The following is a 17,744-nucleotide window of genomic DNA, read 5'->3' on the forward strand; positions in this document are numbered from 1 at the left end:
AGCTCATTGGCTTTGAAGAGCAATTCCTTTAGAATCGTGCCGCTGATAGATGACTCAGCAGCGAAAAGAACACCAAGTGTAAGGTGGTTGTGCGTATCACTCTGACCAATATCAAGGATGGTCACATCATGCTTTGCTAGCGTTTCGGTAATCGCTGCCGAAATACCAGGTCTATCCTTACCACTAAAGATGGCAAGGATTAGTTCTTTGTTGTTTTGCTCTTTATTATCCATTGTCTTTCCATTGTTATTATTATACAATGCGAAGCAAATGTACCTATTTCTGAACATATAGGCAATAGGTTGCTGATTGCTTCGATTTTGGCTAATTTTGCTACTCAATATATATAGTTCTGTATGAAAAGAATCAATGGGCGATTACTCGCCCCAATAATGATACCATTCCTACTTGTAGGGATTCTATATGGATGTGCCAATCGAGTAGCGCCTGATGGCGGACCTTACGATGTGACACCACCAAAGCTCGTCAGTAGTTCTCCCGAAGATAGGGCACTAAATGTAAGCAAGAAACGCTTCGTACTCACCTTCGACGAGTATATACAAATCCAGGATATAGCCAATAAGGTAATCATCTCTCCTCCCCAGATTACTCAGCCTAAGATAGTAGCTGTGGGCAAGAAGGTAACGGTGGAACTGGAAGACGATCTTATCCCAAATACGACTTACTCCATAGACTTTACCGATGCTATTGTGGATAACAACGAGGGTAATCCACTGGAGAACTTCTCGTATGCCTTCTCCACGGGCAATGAAATAGACACCATGGAGATCAGTGGTCGAGTGATTAACATTCGTAACCACGAACCCATGCAGAGCTTACTTGTAGGTGTGCACCCAGAGTCTGCGGGCTGGAACGCTTTTACAGATACGACCTTCAGCCGCATGAGTAGGACTGGAGACCGTGCACAGTTTGTAATGCGAAACATGAAGCAAGGGAGCTACAGAGTGTATGCTCTGAAAGAGAGCGATGGCAACTATCGCCACGATATGCCTACAGATGGGGTAGCATTCCTCAATGAGCTTATCACTACAAGCGCAATGGCAGCTACTCGGCAAGATACGACTTGGGTGGATAGTCTTACCATAGACACGATAAAGACAGTGGCATATACACGCTACCTGCCGGATGATATCGTGCTGCTCTATTACGTGCCAGAAGCAAAGCGTAGATTTATTAGCAAGCGCGAGCGCCCCGACTCTATGCAACTAAGACTTGTGTTCAGTGCCATACCCGAAGGCAAAATCAAGGTACGCCCTATCGACTCCCTTGCTGTGCAAGGCGGCAGTACACCAGTTCTCGATATCAATAGAGAGAAGAAGGAGGTAATGGTCTACTTTACGGACCCTACATGGAAGAGGTATAAGGAGTTTGAAGTCTCTTATACTTCGGTAGACTCCCTAGAGCTACCTATCATGGTGCATGACTCTCTCACGCTCCGCCCATCTGCCCCTAAGCCGATAGAAGACAAGGGGAGACTGAAGGAGACTAATGACAGTATTGCGAAGCCGAAGAGCCCGCTTACGCTTCGCTTCGAGCATAAAGGGGAAGGTGGGACCAGTGATAGCCTGCTCTTCTATAGCTCTCTGCCTATCACTCCTGAGGCATTTAAGGCCTTTGAGCTATTCAATGCGCAGGACTCCATCCTCAAGCCGGTAACCATAGACTCTATCTATCTACTCCCTGGGCGTACTACCGTGGGAATGATAGAGGCGAAGCTATCGTACGACACGAGCTATGAGCTGTATGCCGACAGTGCTAAGTTTACCGATGTGTATGGGCACATGCTCGATGAGACGGTGGTAGATGCGTTCAAGACGAAAGCGAAAGACGCTTTTTCTCAGCTCTCCATCACGGTAGATGGCGTTGAGGGACCATTTATTGGCGAACTCCTCTCTACCCAAGATGCTGTGCTAAGAGTAGTATACTCCGATAAGCCGACCTTACACTTCAAAGATATTAAGCCTGAGAAGTATGGTTTCCGACTCATCGTGGACAGCAATAATAATGGCAAGTGGGATGCAGGCAACTACCGCGACTCTATCCAGCCAGAGATGGTCTACTACATGCCGAAGATTATTGAAGTAATGGCGAACTGGGATGTAAAGGAGACGCTATCTCCTCTTGCTACCAAGATAGATAAACAGAAGCCCGAAGAGTTGATTAAGAATAAGCCCAAGGCTAAGGAGAAAAAGGATCGCAATAAAGAGCGTGAGGAACAACTCCGCAGACAACGCCAAGGTAATAACCAAGGCATGGGTGGCTTAGGTGATATGGGCGGCATGGGTGGACTAGGAGGCATGAACGACATGATGGGCGGAGGACGAATGTAGTCTAGCCATCAGTAGTCCCGACACCGCATAATAACCACAACCGCTACCATTGAGCATATCAAGCTCTGGTAGCGGTTGTGCTATATGCAGGGCAGTGAAAAAGTGCACTCCTCATTCTCGAGAGGTATTACACCCTCTCTACACTCTTAATCCCTGGGAGCGTACGTAAGGACTTTAGTAAAGGATTGAGGCGAGAAGCTTCCTTTATATATATATGCAGCGTAGCTTGGAAGAGTCCATCTGCGCTCTGTATATTATAGCTACGGAGCGTAAGTTCCTTCTCAGTCCCCACCTGACTAACGACAGCATTGACCACGCTAAGATCATCATGCCCAATTACCCTCAGCACAACCTCACTCCCTCGAGAGGTATCACCTTTCCACCTAGCCTTGAGGATACGATAACCGAATCTATTGAATAAATCAGGAGCATTGGGGCAATTCATTCTATGAATTCGGATACCGCTTCGGGAAGTAAAGGCAAATATCTTATCGCCATATATAGGATTACAACACTTAGCAAGCTGATAATCGATGCCCGATAGGTTATTATCTATCGTTAGGATATCCTCTGTCTCCTCAGCAATAATCTTCTCAGGCAGAGTACTAGAGACAAACTTATCTGCCGAAATATGGCGCTCCTCAGCCTGCTCAGGTTCCTGAAATGCCAGTTTATACTCATCGAGGAACGTATCTAGGTCTGTCTGCTTATTCTGAATTGCGAGGAAGAAGTGACTTGTTGCCTTGTACCCCTTACGCCTTACGAGCTTGGTGAATACAGCCTCATCGTACTCCAGCTTCCGATTACGCAGACGGCGGTTGAGCTCCTCACGCACTAGCTGAATAGACTTTTCAGACTCTATCCTCAGCCATTGCTTAATCTTATTTCTCGCCTTGCTCGTTATCACATACCTCAACCAATCCTGCTTAGGTGTCTGATTGGCAGAGGTATTTATAGAAACGGTATCACCATTCTGTAATTGCTGTCGGATGCTTACATTGCGACCATTGACCTGAGCAGAGACTGTCTTCTCGCCAATCCCCGAGTGTATAGCATAGGCGAAGTCGAGGATAGAAGCACCTTTGGGCAACTTTACTAAGTCCCCCTTGGGTGTAAAGACATATATCTCCTCATCATAGAGATTCATCCTAAACTCCTGCATCACCTCTTCGCTGGTAGCAGACTTATTCTCTAGCGTCCTGCGAACCGTGGTCATAAACTCATCCAGTCCACTCTCGCTCTTCACCCCCTTGTATCTCCAGTGTGCAGCGAGACCCTTCTCCGCTATCTCGTCCATACGTTCGGTACGAATCTGCACCTCTACCCACTTCTGTTGGGGTCCCAATACCGTGATATGCAGACTTTCGTAACCATTAGACTTTGGGATAGATAACCAATCCTTCATCCGCTTAGGATTGGGTTGGTACATATCTGTGATGATAGAGTATGCCTTCCAGCACTGGCTTCTTTCCTCCTCTAGTGGTGCATCGATAATGACACGTATAGCGAATAGGTCATAAATAGCCTCGAACTCTATCTTTTGCTTCACTAGCTTATTACGGATAGAGGAGATAGACTTCGTTCTTCCCTTTATCGTAAACATTAGTCCCGACTCCTCCAAAGCCTTCTTAACTGGATCGATAAAAGAAGCAATATAAGTATCGCGTGTCTTCTTGGTAGCAGCCAGCTTGTCTTTAATAAAATTATATATCTCCCTATCCGTATACTTGAGGCAAAAGTCCTCCATCTCACCCTTGATATTGTACAGCCCCATACGGTGCGCCAGAGGGGCATAGAGGAAGGAAGCCTCCATACTGAGATCCAACTGTAGATCCTCTGAAAGATAATCACCAGCAAGGCGAAGCTGCACCAGTCGCTCGGAAATCAAGATAAGGATAACACGCACATCCTCAGCGAAAGATAGTAAGAAGTGGCTAAAGTTGTCCGAAGTAACCACAGCATTCTTGGCATACAAATCGGTCACCTTTTGCATCAAGCGCAATAAGTAGAGCACATCCTCACTCAGGAAACCCTTCAACTCCTCTTGCTTTACAACACCATCCCGCAAGGGTAATTGTAGGAGTACGGCCATGATAGGCGTACCTCCTATTCCCATCTCATCTACAAGGGTGGTCGCCGTCAATAGTCGCCGAGCTAGGGGATGTATCCCAAACTGATCCTTAAGATCAGGGCGCTCCTTCAGGTACTTCTGTAGTATTTCCTTTACCCTATACCACTCTTTTTCAGAGACATTATGGGGTAAAGCATCGAGACGAACTATAAGCTGCTCTATTGTCGAATATTGATCTAAATCAGTATACTTCTTCATAAAAACTCATTTTATACCACTGGTACGATATAAAAGTAGAGCAAGATACAAATATTCCTTTCAAAATACCAGTAGTCACTATAGTTTTCTATACCTTTGCATCATCATTTCAAATATGGAAAAATATCCAATTGAGTATTTCACTTTTAACTAATAGAAGATTAAACATGAAGAAGTTTATAACAGCTACTGCCTCTATGGCACTCTTATTGGGCGCTTGTTCTACAACAGAAAAGGCGCCAGAGTTCAAGGTGACAGCCACAGGCCTGCCCGCCGAAGCTAATGGTACCTACGCCTATATTTACGATGTAACCAATGAGGTCGTGGACTCCGCACTGATAGAAAATGGTTCGTTTACCTTCGTATCGCCAGCCAATGACTCAATTGTCAATGTAGTAAAGCTGATGGACACACCTCTGCTTTTCGCTCGTGAGGCTGGGGAGTATACTTTTACTATCACAACCGACTCCATTAGTGACGAAACAAGTATCATCCGTAGCGGTGCTGAGAACAGCGCATTTATGAAGCTACAAAACCTCTATGACGAGTTGAATGACGTAGAAACAAGGTATACTAATGATATAGAGTCAATTGCCGAGAACATCTTAACACCAGATAGTACCCTCACGAAGGAGCAAGAAGCGCAGATTGACTCTATCTATACTATCATGGATACGGAAGCAACGAAAATCAATAAGAAGTATTTCTCAGAGGCTACCAATGCGAGTGTGCAGATTGCAGCACTCAGAAATATGCGTCGCTCAATAGAGCCAGAGGAGTTCATTGCTCTCTACGATCAGGCTCCAGAAAGCCTCAAGGCAGAGAAGTCTCTAGCTACATTCTACAAGACTAGTGTGGCAGCTGCAAACACCGCTGTGGGGAAGCAGTTTGTCGACTATCAGATGACCAACCCAGCAGGCGAGACCAAGATGCTTAGTGAATTCCGTACTGAAGGTAAGTACTTCCTACTCGACTTCTTCGCATCATGGTGTGGTCCTTGCCAAAAGTCTATGCCTGTCTTAGCTCAGATAGAGAAACAATATGCTAAGATACTCTCTTCGGCTAGCATCGCTATCTGGGAGCGCGATGAGGATGGTACGGCTTATGCCAATGCTGTAAAGAAACTCAAGATCACTTGGCCTACCTTCCAAGACGGCAATCGTATTGATGGCAAGAACCAAAGTATGGGTGCTGAGACCTATGGCGTAATAGGTGTACCTACTTTCATCCTCTTCTCTCCAGAAGGCGAGATCATCGTACGTACGCACGATGTTACCGAAATCAAGGCTAAGCTCGACGAGCTCAATAAGTAATATGCATCCCAAGGAATAGGGAATAGTGTTACATATAATCGAGACGGCTATGCTCAACAGAGCATAGCCGTCTCGATTCTTTTCTAGGTTAGGGTACAGCTTCGTTACTTTCTTCTCACGCTAGGGAGGAGATAGGTCTGCATACAATACTCCTATGGTATCACTATTTTCAAGAGCTACTCCCTAGAGTAGAGAGAGTCCCTCCCCAGAGGGACTGGAGTTTTTCCCGCGAGAGACTCGAGTCCCTCGCGGGAGAGACTAATGCAAATAGCTAGAGTAAATATTGTCGCGACCTAGAGAGAGAAATGCTTGAGACGTGCTAAAGCCTTGCCAGATGGTACTAAATTGTTATCTTTGCGATTATATTAAAATGCAATTAAATTGGGAATTATGATATTGCGCAGAAGTATACTTTGGGGATTACTAATCGTAGTAGGGTTATTTATGAGCTCAACGCTTGTGTTTGCTCAGCAGTCTACGAGAAGCCATACTGTAGTGGCTGGAGAAACACTCTATGCGATTAGCCGCCAATACGGCGTAGCTGTGGATGAACTCATCAGGCTCAATCCAGAGGCTAAAAATGGGATAAAGATTGGGGAAGAAATCAAGCTTCCGGGCACTAAAACTGCTAAAGAAGCGACCTCAGGACCTACCTACCACAAGGTAGGAGCGGGCGAAACGCTTTACTCTATTTCAAGGAAATATGGGATTTCACCCAATGCATTACTGGCAGCGAATAGTTCTATTAGTAATGCAGATAAGCTATCGGAGGGCATTATTATAGTGATTCCAGAAGCACAGAACGATAATTTTGTAGTGAGAGAACAGGGGACGACTCCTACCACAAGTAAAACGCCCCAAAAGGTGACAGGCTTGAAGACCTACAAAGTGCCTGCAGGGGCTACTATTTACAGTCTACTACAAGAGACGGGATGGTCTGAGGAGCAATTGTTTCACTATAATCCTCAGATACGAAGTGGGCTAAAGGCAGATGTAACTATCTTGATTCCTGACACTTCCCTACCTAATAATGTAGCGGTAAATAGCCAAAGAGCTTTCCCTATGGATTCGGGGTATACAGTGGTCTTGGCACTGCCTTTTAGTAACGATAAGGGGCGACGCTTTGCGATGTACTACGAGGGTTTCTTGATGGCTTTACTCGAGGCAAAAGAAGCGGGTACGAACATCCATCTTTATGCTGTCGATAGTAATGACTCAAGTATGACTGAGACTTCTGGGTTACTTGGTAGTCTGCCGAAGATAGACATGATTCTGGGCGGAGTCTCGGATAATTCTATTAATAAACTAGCAGAGATTGCAAGGGCAAAAAATGCTACTTACGTGATCCCATTCACCTCGAGAGACTATACAGAGATAGCAGAGAGGGGCGCAAAGCTATACCAAGTGAATACACCCCACCAAGCCTTGTTTGATGAGACTGCTCGGAAGTTCGCATCCGAATTTAAGGGCTCTGTTGTTCAATTTGTGAAGTTCCCTGGGGACACGAACAATAAGGAGGCTTTCATTTCTACCCTCAAGCGAGAGCTTGACAGAGTACATATCCCATACAGAGAAGTCGATCAGTCAGAATTTAGAGATGTGAGCGCTGTACAATCCCTCGCTATGGATAATCTTAAAGCTGTGGTTGTACCGGATGCAGGCTCAATGACGGCGGCCAACAATGTGCTGACAACGATTGCTCTAGCTCAAGATAGTTTGGGGATATACAATGTTACTGCGTTTGGTTATCCTGAGTGGCAGACATATGGCAATTCTATTAGTCAGAAGCTCAAGAAGATCGAGGGCACTTTCTATACCACGTTTTTCTCGGAGCCTGAAAATAGCACCTACAAGGAGTTTGAAAAGGAGTTTAGGGGTTGGTACGAGCATGGTCTGGGTACCACCTACCCTAGATACAGTCTGCTCGGATACGATACAGGTCGCTACTTCATCACCATGATGAGTAACAGTGCTAGCCTACCCAAGGTATGGCGAGGGATTCAGAGTAAGTTCGAGTTTGAGCAAAGTACTCGCTCAGCAGGACTGAAGAGTAATTTGGGCGTGTTTTTTATCCAGTATAGAAGGACAGGTGAAGCGAGGAGGGACTAATGCGTAAGTTCATATATACTACAGCACTACTACTGTTGTCACTAGTAGCCGTGGAGGCATCGGGACAAGCACTGAAGTATCAACCTCGTTTTATGGTTGGTCCTACGGTGGGCATCAATATTAGTAATATGATTTTTGCCCCTAAGGTATACCAAGGGCTGAAGATAGGCTACGATGCTGGTGTGGTATTGCGCTACGATGTAGGGCATGTCTATGATATGCCCAATGTGGTTGGAGGTATATGGCTAGAAGTAGACTATTCGGTTCGCGGATGGAAAGAGAAGCCTCGAGACCTACCAGAACAATATGCGAAGTCCAATCTCACCTACCAGCGGACGCTCTCTTATGTAAGTGTTCCTGTACTTACCCACCTTACATTTGGGCAGAAAGCCCTAAAGTTCACGGTAGACTTGGGAGCCCACTTCGGGTATCTTTTGGCGGAGAGTTCGAGTGGCAACTTCCCAAAGGACGGGATTCAAGGAGTGGTTACTCGACAGCATACAATGCCAGTGGAGCATAAATTTGCATGGGGTATAGGTGGTGGTGTAGGTAGTGAGTATCATTTCGATAAGATAGTTGCAGGCATACGTGCTTCATATGTATATGGGTTGGGTGAAATCTATGGTAACTCCCGAAGTGACTACTTTGGTAAATCCTCAGAGCAGGTGATAGCAGCTAAGGCATACGTACTTTTCTCTTTCTAGTGTATAAACTACTCAATTCCCCTTTGTAGAGTTGTAAATAAGCAAAAAAAATAGTATTTTTGCCAAAAGCTTAAGACGGTTCCAACAACTTACTATCATATAAAAGCTTTACATTAGTTTCATACATTAAAGTTGATTATAATATAAATGAAGCCAATTAATATTGAACGTCATTACACATGTTCGTGTTATGCTGGAGGTGACGAAGGTACTTACTTCGAAGTTCAAATGAACGCACAGGAGTCTTCTGAGATTACTAGTGGTAGTCAAATTCTCTTGGTATTCGTCAATTGTAACGATACTAGATATACCATTTCAAGTAGCGAAGAAGGTACCCCTAATAATGTAAATGAGACGCGCAATGCTCCTTTCGGGATGCTTATCGATAGTAATCATACCCTACGCGTTATGCTAGGAGAGCGTGGTGTACTTCAGATATTCAAGTTCGATAGAATCTCACACCTCTGCAATGGTTACAGTTTTAGTAACCTTCGGAGATATGCCCCACTAACAATGGCGCACAGGACTATCGAGGTATACGAACCACTTAAACTTGCTTTGGCTACTATTTATAGGTACTACAACGATGGTCTGAAGTGCTCTGATATGATGGAAGCCAAGCTCAAGGAGGTATTCTTTGTCCTTTCGGGATACTACAAACCAGAGGTATTGGGAGAACTACTCGCTCCTCTCTTGAGGAAAGAAGTAGACTTCAAGGAATTTGTGATGATGAACCACTATCGTGCGAAGTCTGTTCAGGAGCTAGCAGAACTACGTGGAATGGATCTACGAAAGTTCAATAAGCTATTTAAGGAGACTTTCAATGTACCTCCATATACATGGATGCTGGAGCAGAAAGCAGATCTAATAGAGGAACGACTATCGGATCCTACCGTACCATTTAAAGATATTATGGATGAGTTTAGGTTCTCTAGTCCCAGCCACTTTACTGTGTTCTGCCGTAGACAATTCAATAGGACGCCATCACAGCATCGTAAGGAGCTCGTGAAAGAAGAGGCTGAGCGTAGGGCTGCTGAGCGTAGGGCAAATAACCCTCACTACTACAACCAGACTGGAAAGGGGATGTAATCGCTCTTTCAGTTTCAGACAACACAAAAGGGCTCGCTTGGATAATCCCAGCGAGCCCTTTTGTGTTGCGCTTCGTATTGTCTACTTAGACATTAAATCGGAAGTGCATGATATCGCCATCTTGCACAATGTAATCCTTACCTTCTACAGCAAGTTTTCCAGCCTCCTTGACTCCCTGCTCACTTCCATAAGAGATAAAGTCGGCGTACTTAATTACCTCGGCACGGATAAACCCTTTCTCGAAGTCAGTGTGGATAACACCTGCAGCCTGCGGTGCCTTCCACCCCTTAGTATAAGTCCAAGCCCTGACCTCTTGCACACCAGCAGTAAAGTAAGTCTCGAGGTTTAGTAGTGCGTATGCACTGCGAATAAGTCGTGACACACCGCTTTCCTCTAGACCAGCAGCCTCAAGGAACTCCTGTCGCTCCTCGTAGGTCTCTAGCTCGGCAATCTCACTCTCGGTCTGAGCAGCTATTACGAGTATCTCTGCGCCCTCATACTTTACTGCCTCACGAACCATCTCCACATACTTATTCCCAGTGGCAGCAGACGCTTCATCCACATTACATACATATAGGATAGGCTTTGCGGTTAGGAGGAACAGCTCCTTAAGTGCCTTCTGCTCCTCCGGCATATCAAAGGATACTGTGCGTGCCGACTTCCCTTCGAGCAAAACAGAGTGTACCTTGGAGAGTACATTAAAGAGCACCTTTGCCTGTGCGTCACCACCTGTCTTTGCCTGTTTCTCTACTCTTTGGATACGGGATTCAACTGTCTCAAGGTCTTTGAGCTGTAACTCCATATCGATTACTTCCATATCTCTTACGGGATTGACTGAGCCATCGACGTGAGTGATATTATCATCATCAAAGCAACGTAGTACATGGATAATCGCATCGGTTTCTCTGATATTTGCGAGAAACTTATTGCCAAGTCCTTCTCCCTTACTAGCCCCCTTGACTAGACCTGCAATATCAACAATTTCCACTGTAGTCGGCACTATTCGCTGTGGATTCACTAATTCTGCAAGCTTATTTAACCGCTCATCAGGGACTGTTATCACACCTACGTTAGGCTCGATAGTACAAAAGGGGAAATTAGCTGACTGTGCCTTCGCATTAGAAAGGCAATTGAAAAGAGTAGACTTCCCTACGTTTGGTAGCCCAACAATACCGCATTGTAATGCCATACTTACTTATTATTACTTTGGTTAATACTCTTCTTATACTCTTCTAGATGCTTCTCTAGATCTATGGGGTTAGCGACGACTTCTTCGCTGACCGCAGCATCTATCACTTGCTTAATATCTGTAACGTATACAAACTCCAAACCCGAGAGGTACTCTGACTTGATCTCCTCTATGTCCTTACGATTATCCTCGCACAGTACAATAGTCTTGATCCCATAGCGCTTAGCAGCGAGGATCTTTTCCTTTATGCCTCCAACTGGTAACACCTTCCCTCTCAGTGTTATCTCTCCAGTCATCGCCAGATTAGGCTTCACCTTGCGCTGTGTAAAGGTAGAGATAAGCGAGGTCACTAGTGTTATTCCCGCACTTGGACCATCCTTAGGAATAGCACCTTCGGGCACATGGATATGTACGTTGAGTGAGTCGAAAAGCTCGAATGGAATGCCATAGGTCTTTGAATTACTCTTGATATACTCCATCGCTAGAATCGCAGACTCCTTCATCACATCCCCAAGATTACCGGTGATGGTTAGCTTACCAGACTTAGATGGACTTATAGCGCTCTCTACTAGGAGTACCTCCCCACCTACGCTTGTCCACGCAAGACCAGTTACAACACCCGCTCTATCATTACCCTCATACCGCTCATCTAAGAACTTAGGAGAGCCAAGATAGTCTTTCAAGTCCGTAGGATTGATAGTAATAGGTAGCATAAGAGATACATCTGCTTCATCTTCAGCCGACGCAATCTTACGCGCCACCTTGCGAAGTAGTGATGCTATAGCCTTCTCCAACTGACGTACCCCGCTCTCACGGGTATAGCCCTCGATAAGAGCAGCTATCGTACGTTTCCCTATCTTCACTTGGTTTTTCTTAAGACCATGATTCTCTATCTCCTTAGGAATAAGATGGCGAGTAGCAATCTCCACCTTCTCCTCCATGATATAACCACTCACCTCTATCATCTCCATACGATCACGAAGTGGGGCAGGGATATCACCTACATTATTTGCCGTCGCAATAAATAGCGCCTTACTCAAATCGTAGTCGATATCGAGGTAGTTATCGTGAAAGGTATTATTTTGCTCTGGATCCAATACCTCCAGAAGAGCAGAAGAGGGATCACCCTTATAGTCGCTCGATAGTTTATCCACCTCATCCAGCACAAAGACAGGATTAGAACTACCCGCCTTGAGGAATCCCTTTATGATACGCCCAGGCATAGCTCCAATATAAGTGCGTCTGTGTCCTCGTATCTCTGCCTCGTCATGTAGACCGCCAAGAGAAATACGCACATACTTACGCTTTAGCGCATCCGCAATACTTTTGCCAAGCGAAGTCTTTCCCACTCCAGGAGGACCATACAAACAGATGATCGGAGAACGCATATCGCCCTTTAGCTTCAAGACAGCCAGATGGTCTAAGATACGCTCCTTTACCTTATCGAGACCGAAGTGGTCCTTATTGAGTGTCGCCTCGGCATTCTTCATATTGAAGTTATCCTTAGTATATTCGCCCCAAGGCAAATCCAGCATAGTCTCAATATACTGATTCTGGATACTATAGTCTGGACTCTGGCTAGGCATACGCTGTAGCTTAGCTATCTCCTTTTCGAAAATAGCCTGTACATCCTCGCTCCACTTCTTTGTAAGAGCCCTCTTCTCCAGTTCCTGTATCTCAGCATCATCGCCACCCTGAAGTTCCTCCTTTATCACCTTCATCTGCTGCTGAAGGAAGTAATCCTTCTGCTGCTTATCCATATCGGTACGCGTACGCTGGTTAATATCTTGCTTGATCTCTGCCTGAGCTAATGTCTTATTGAGTGAACGCTGCATTTGGAATGCTCTCGTCTTGATATCATCCAACATCAAGAGCGAGATACGTTCATTCATAGACTGAGGGAAATAGGTACAAGCAAAGTTGACTATCCCCTCTTGGTGCGTCATCTTCATCAGGCTAGAGACAAACTGTCTAGGTGTCTCTCCCTGAACGATCATCTGCTTCACCATCGTCTCTTTAAGGAGCTCCGTCAGTGCCTGGTATTCCATATCCTCCTCTGCAGGGTATATATCCTCCAGCAGACGGTACTTACCCATCCAATAGGGTTCGGCACGTGTCAATTGTGTCAGTTCAGCTCTCTGTTTACCCTGCAATACCACGGTAAGCAGATCGTCATTAACTTCCATAATACGAATGACCTCAGCGATAGTCCCTATCGGTACCATATCCTCCATCTGAGGATCCTCCGTATCGGGATTTTTCTGAGACACCACTAGCACATGCCTATCACGTTTGTTTTCCAGACTATCTATAATCAGTTTGCTTTTCTCTCGCGCCACCATCACAGGGATAGTCACGGCAGGGAAAAGGAGCATATCTCTGAGTGGGAGCACAGGGATAGTCTTATTCAGCTTCTTGCTATTGAGACTATAGTCTGGGGTATCACCCTCAGGTATAATCATCGGTAGCATCTGCGATAGACTGCCTGTTCCCTCATCAAATTCATTCATAAGAAAATCTTTATTCATCCTAATTCATCACCCTCCTCTCATCAGTTGATAGGCAAATAGTATGCCAATACCCTACCCCATATAATCTCTATAGAAGTCCAATGCCTCTTCCCACTGCTTCCTACTCACTTTACCGACAAATGCATCGCCAACGCCATGTAGTAGCACCATAGATAGTATTCCATCCTCCACCCTCTTCTTATCTTTGAGAGCCAATAGCCATAGTGCCTCATAATCATCACAGTCAAAGGAGACTATTGGGAACTGCTCCTTCACCGCCCTAGCTACCGAAGTCAAGAGCTTCTCTGCTAGTCCATGCCACTTATAGCATATATACAGAGCTACCACAATACCGGCAGCTACACCTATTCCGTGCGGAACTGAGTGCCCTCTCTCCAGCGACAAAGCCTCAATAGCATGCGAGAAGGTATGCCCCAAGTTGAGCTGAGCCCTTTTGCCTGTATCGAAGAGGTCTTCCCCCACTATATCAAGCTTAAACTGCATCACACGACTCAGCAATTGAGGAGAAAGCTCCTCAAGGCTCAGTACCTCCTTCAAGCTATCTCTGTCCATCAGTAGACCATACTTTAACAGTTCCCCCAACCCAGAGACAAGCTCCCTTTCTGGCAATGACTCCAGAAACGCTAGAGACACCCACACCTTCTCGGCTTCATAAAAGGTCCCCACCATATTCCTAGCACCGCCAAAGTCTATAGCGGTCTTTCCTCCTATCGAAGCATCAATCATGCCCAGTAAAGTAGTAGGAATATGCACCAAGTGAAGACCCCGCATATAGGTACTCGCCACAAAGCCACCTAAGTCACTAATCGCACCACCACCTAGGGTCACCAAGTAATCCTGCCGTGTATATCCAAGCTCCAAGAGGCTCTGCCAAAGATACTGCGCTACCTCTAGCTGCTTTCCCTCCTCACCCTCGGGCACCACCAGTAGCTCCACCTCTTCATTGGCTATAAGTGGATAGCAGAGCTCCATAGTGGTTTCATCCACTAGGAGCCCTACCCTATGTGACGAGGCTAGCTCAGACAGTCGTTGAGCTATGTCCTCGATATCTAAAATAGCTATTTCTACCGCCACTCGTTTATAGTCCAAGCTTATCTAGCACCTCTTTTACAGCGGCATCCAGACCCTCAGGCTTCTTACCTCCTGCTGTAGCAAAGGTAGGCTGACCTCCTCCACCACCTTGGATATGCTTGCCTGCTTCACGAACCAAAGCACCTGCATTGTGTCCTTTGGCCACAAGACCATCCGAAAGCATCAGAGTCAAGACCGCCTTGCCTTCCTCATTAGACCCAGCTATAAATACGAAGTCCTCATCCTTGACCTGAGCCTTCACCCCAAACGCAATATCCTTTGCCATAGCCGAAGGCACAGAGACGGAAAGATGATAAAGCTTCACGCCACTTCTTTCTTCGCCCTCCTGAACCAACTGCTGCACTAGCGCATGCTTACGCTCATCCTGAGCCTGCCTTAGCTCCTTACGCAGTTGCTCACCCTCCGAAAGCATTCGTTCAATAGACTTTACCAAGTCTGGAGTATTTTGGAATAGTCCCTGTAGCTCCAGCATCGTATCTTGGAGCGAGAAGTAATATTCATCGGCACCCATGCCAGTCACAGCCTCTATACGGCGAATACCAGCAGCAATAGAGCTTTCGGATACTATCCTAAGGGCACCAATTACTCCTGTGCTAGGCACATGCGTACCACCACATAGCTCTATAGAGTCGCCATACTTAATCACGCGCACCTCCTCGCCATACTTCTCTCCGAAAAAGGCCATTGCCCCCATTGCCTTTGCCTCATCAATAGGCATAGACCTATGCTCCTCTCGGATACTATCTTGGCGAATAGCCTCATTTACCTTACGCTCTACCTCACGAAGCTCCTCACGAGTCATCTTGGAGAAGTGAGAGAAGTCAAAACGAAGCAATTTATCACTCACATACGATCCTTTCTGCTCTACATGCTCGCCCAACACCTCACGAAGAGCGTGGTGTAGCAGGTGAGTAGCGCTATGATTTGCCTCCGAGCGGCGGCGACGCTCTACGTCAATCCTTGCTACAAAGGTCTGGGTAGGATTGGCTGGCACCTTTTCGAGCACAGATATCGGGAGGTTATTCTCCTTCACCGTGTCCAATACCCTTATCACCTCTCCATCTTCCATTCCTGTAAGAGTACCTTGGTCTCCTATCTGACCACCACCCTCTGCATAGAAAGGATTGCGACTGAGTACAGCCTGCACACTCTTCTGCTTTTTCTGCTCCACCTCGCGGTAGCGTAGAATCTCTGCTTCAGCCTCAACAAAATCGTAGCCAACAAATTGACCTTCGCCCTTGTGTAACTCAACCCAGTCGCCTGCCGTAATATGAGCCGCGCTTCTAGCTCGCTCTTTTTGCTTTTGCATCTCCACCTCAAAGCCCTTGAGGTCTGCTTCTAGACCACGCTCTCTGAGGATAAGTTCGGTAAGATCGGTAGGGAATCCATAGGTATCATATAGCTCAAATACTACTGAGCCTGGCAACACCTTCGCTCCATCCTTAAGATCCTCCACGATATGCTGCTCAAGCAGAGACATACCAGTCTCCAACGTACGCAAGAAAGAAGCCTCCTCTTGCATAATCACCTTGGTAATGATACTCTCCTGACTTTTTAGTTCGGGATAATGCCCACCCATTAACTCTATCAATGTAGGAAGGAGCTTATATAGGAATGGCTCATGCTGCCCCAAGAAGGTGTAACCATAACGCACTGCACGACGAAGAATACGGCGTATCACATAGCCTGCTTTGGCATTGCTTGGAAGCTGTCCATCCGTAATACTAAAAGCAATTGTGCGTACGTGGTCGGCTATCACTCGCATCGCTACATTCTGCTCTTCGTGTGCGCCATACTGCACCTTGGATAGCTCCGCTACTTTGTCAATAAGAGGCGTAAATACATCTGTATCATAGTTACTCCTCTTGCCTTGTAGAGCCATGCACAGACGCTCTAGACCCATACCAGTATCAATCACCTTATTGGGGAGACCTACGAGCGAACCATCGGCTTTACGATTGTATTGCATGAAAACGAGGTTCCAAATCTCTACCACCTGAGGATGATCATTATTTACAAGGCTCTTACCATCAATCGCCTTGCGTTCCTCATCACTACGTAAGTCTACATGAATCTCTGAGCAAGGGCCACAAGGACCAGTCTCTCCCATCTCCCAGAAGTTATCATGCTTATTGCCATTGATAATCCTATCGGCACTTATGTGCTCTCTCCAAAAACCTGCAGCCTCCTCATCACGCTCCAAACCCTCCTCCGGAGCGCCCTCAAAGATGGTCACATACAATCTATCCTTGTCGATACCATATACTTCGGTTAGCAGCTCCCATGCCCAAGAGATAGCCTCTTTCTTGAAATAATCTCCGAAGCTCCAATTGCCTAGCATCTCAAACATGGTGTGGTGATAGGTATCGTGCCCTACCTCCTCAAGGTCATTGTGCTTACCGCTTACACGCAAACACTTCTGACTATCCGCAATACGACCATACTTTATAGGTGCATTGCCGAGGATAATGTCCTTAAATTGATTCATGCCAGCATTGGTAAACATCAATGTAGGATCATCCTTTATCACCATAGGAGCAGAAGGAACTATTTTATGCCCCTTCCCTTCGAAAAACTCCAAAAATCTCCCCCTTATCTCATTTACTGTCATCATAAACCCAAAATGATCATCCACAAGTACTTTTATTTAATGGGCAAAGATAACAAATATGTAGCAGTTTTAGGCACCCGACACAATAGAAGTACACTCGACAACAAATGCACAATAATACAAACTACAGTACAAATAAATATGTACCTTTGTGGGAGAAGCAGGGCAATCGCCAGGGCAATCGCATTTGAAATGCTGTATCTACATTCTTTCATAAATGTCATTTAAAGCCTTGAAATTCGATGTAATATCCTTGTTTATATCGCAAATTATTAGTATCTTTATATCTGATAATCAATAGTTTAACTCATATAACGAAGGATTTATGGACTCTCTTTTTAAGGCACTTACAACTATTCCCGACTCTCGCAAAGGGAACCACTTGATTTATCCGCTTGACTATATTCTTCTTATTGTATTTACAGC

At 45.7% G+C, this 17,744-nt stretch carries 11 protein-coding genes; 5 read left to right on the top strand and 6 right to left on the bottom strand.

Annotated elements, in window-relative coordinates:
• On the bottom strand, nucleotides 1-233 hold a 233-nt coding region (locus A3GG_RS12100; RefSeq protein ID WP_033408142.1), incomplete at its 3' end, for an ACT domain-containing protein.
• A gap of 123 nt (nucleotides 234-356) precedes the next feature.
• On the opposite strand from A3GG_RS12100, the gene A3GG_RS0107650 reads away from it, so the two are divergent.
• Complete coding sequence (locus tag A3GG_RS0107650; protein ID WP_156808637.1) at nucleotides 357-2,351, top strand: Ig-like domain-containing domain; 1,995 nt, start codon at nucleotides 357-359, stop codon at nucleotides 2,349-2,351.
• Between the two features lie 127 nt (nucleotides 2,352-2,478).
• On the opposite strand, the gene A3GG_RS0107655 is transcribed toward A3GG_RS0107650, so the two are convergent.
• Nucleotides 2,479-4,680 carry a RelA/SpoT family protein gene (locus tag A3GG_RS0107655; RefSeq protein WP_018357567.1) on the bottom strand — a complete coding sequence of 734 codons (2,202 nt, stop codon included), beginning with the start codon at nucleotides 4,678-4,680 and terminating at the stop codon, nucleotides 2,479-2,481.
• 167 nt (nucleotides 4,681-4,847) lie between these two features.
• On the opposite strand from A3GG_RS0107655, the gene A3GG_RS0107660 reads away from it, so the two are divergent.
• The 4 genes from A3GG_RS0107660 to A3GG_RS0107675 all read left to right on the top strand — a co-directional run bounded on the left by A3GG_RS0107660 (nucleotide 4,848) and on the right by A3GG_RS0107675 (nucleotide 9,895).
• Complete coding sequence (locus tag A3GG_RS0107660; protein WP_018357568.1) at nucleotides 4,848-5,993, top strand: TlpA disulfide reductase family protein; 1,146 nt, start codon at nucleotides 4,848-4,850, stop codon at nucleotides 5,991-5,993.
• A gap of 444 nt (nucleotides 5,994-6,437) precedes the next feature.
• Nucleotides 6,438-8,102: a LysM peptidoglycan-binding domain-containing protein gene (locus A3GG_RS0107665; protein ID WP_018358718.1), complete on the top strand. Its 1,665-nt coding sequence runs from the start codon at nucleotides 6,438-6,440 to the stop codon at nucleotides 8,100-8,102.
• Nucleotides 8,102-8,806, top strand: coding sequence for a porin family protein (locus A3GG_RS0107670; RefSeq protein ID WP_018358719.1), 705 nt, complete (start codon nucleotides 8,102-8,104; stop codon nucleotides 8,804-8,806). Before A3GG_RS0107665 ends, A3GG_RS0107670 begins: the two co-directional genes overlap by 1 nt.
• Nucleotides 8,807-8,953: 147 nt before the next feature.
• Nucleotides 8,954-9,895 (top strand): helix-turn-helix domain-containing protein, encoded by a 942-nt coding sequence (locus A3GG_RS0107675; RefSeq protein ID WP_018358720.1) that lies wholly within the window; start codon nucleotides 8,954-8,956, stop codon nucleotides 9,893-9,895.
• A gap of 85 nt (nucleotides 9,896-9,980) precedes the next feature.
• On the opposite strand, the gene ychF is transcribed toward A3GG_RS0107675, so the two are convergent.
• From ychF to alaS, 4 genes are read right to left on the bottom strand one after another with little or no spacing between them, the layout of a single operon-like run.
• A complete protein-coding gene (ychF, locus tag A3GG_RS0107680; protein WP_018358721.1) occupies nucleotides 9,981-11,084 on the bottom strand; it encodes a redox-regulated ATPase YchF in 1,104 nt (367 codons plus the stop codon).
• 2 nt (nucleotides 11,085-11,086) lie between these two features.
• Complete coding sequence (gene lon / locus A3GG_RS0107685) at nucleotides 11,087-13,612, bottom strand: endopeptidase La (RefSeq protein WP_018358722.1); 2,526 nt, start codon at nucleotides 13,610-13,612, stop codon at nucleotides 11,087-11,089.
• A gap of 54 nt (nucleotides 13,613-13,666) precedes the next feature.
• Nucleotides 13,667-14,704 carry a 3-dehydroquinate synthase gene (locus A3GG_RS0107690; RefSeq protein ID WP_018358723.1) on the bottom strand — a complete coding sequence of 346 codons (1,038 nt, stop codon included), beginning with the start codon at nucleotides 14,702-14,704 and terminating at the stop codon, nucleotides 13,667-13,669.
• Nucleotides 14,694-17,321: an alanine--tRNA ligase gene (gene alaS / locus A3GG_RS0107695; RefSeq protein WP_026215709.1), complete on the bottom strand. Its 2,628-nt coding sequence runs from the start codon at nucleotides 17,319-17,321 to the stop codon at nucleotides 14,694-14,696. The genes A3GG_RS0107690 and alaS overlap by 11 nt, the downstream gene beginning before the upstream one ends.
• Nucleotides 17,322-17,744: the final 423 nt, after the last annotated feature.

Source organism: Porphyromonas levii DSM 23370 (assembly GCF_000379925.1).
GTDB classification, from domain to species: domain Bacteria; phylum Bacteroidota; class Bacteroidia; order Bacteroidales; family Porphyromonadaceae; genus Porphyromonas_A; species Porphyromonas_A levii.

What these genes read in the sequence shown, in the direction of transcription:
- A3GG_RS0107665 (WP_018358718.1), top strand. Translation starts at nt 6,438, where the DNA reads ATGAGCTCAACGCTTGTGTTTGCTCAGCAGTCTACGAGAAGCCATACT.
- A3GG_RS0107660 (WP_018357568.1), top strand. Translation starts at nt 4,848, where the DNA reads ATGAAGAAGTTTATAACAGCTACTGCCTCTATGGCACTCTTATTGGGC.
- A3GG_RS0107655 (WP_018357567.1), bottom strand. Translation starts at nt 4,680, where the DNA reads ATGAAGAAGTATACTGATTTAGATCAATATTCGACAATAGAGCAGCTT.
- A3GG_RS0107670 (WP_018358719.1), top strand. Translation starts at nt 8,102, where the DNA reads ATGCGTAAGTTCATATATACTACAGCACTACTACTGTTGTCACTAGTA.
- A3GG_RS0107650 (WP_156808637.1), top strand. Translation starts at nt 357, where the DNA reads ATGAAAAGAATCAATGGGCGATTACTCGCCCCAATAATGATACCATTC.
- alaS (WP_026215709.1), bottom strand. Translation starts at nt 17,321, where the DNA reads ATGATGACAGTAAATGAGATAAGGGGGAGATTTTTGGAGTTTTTCGAA.
- ychF (WP_018358721.1), bottom strand. Translation starts at nt 11,084, where the DNA reads ATGGCATTACAATGCGGTATTGTTGGGCTACCAAACGTAGGGAAGTCT.
- A3GG_RS0107675 (WP_018358720.1), top strand. Translation starts at nt 8,954, where the DNA reads ATGAAGCCAATTAATATTGAACGTCATTACACATGTTCGTGTTATGCT.
- lon (WP_018358722.1), bottom strand. Translation starts at nt 13,612, where the DNA reads ATGAATAAAGATTTTCTTATGAATGAATTTGATGAGGGAACAGGCAGT.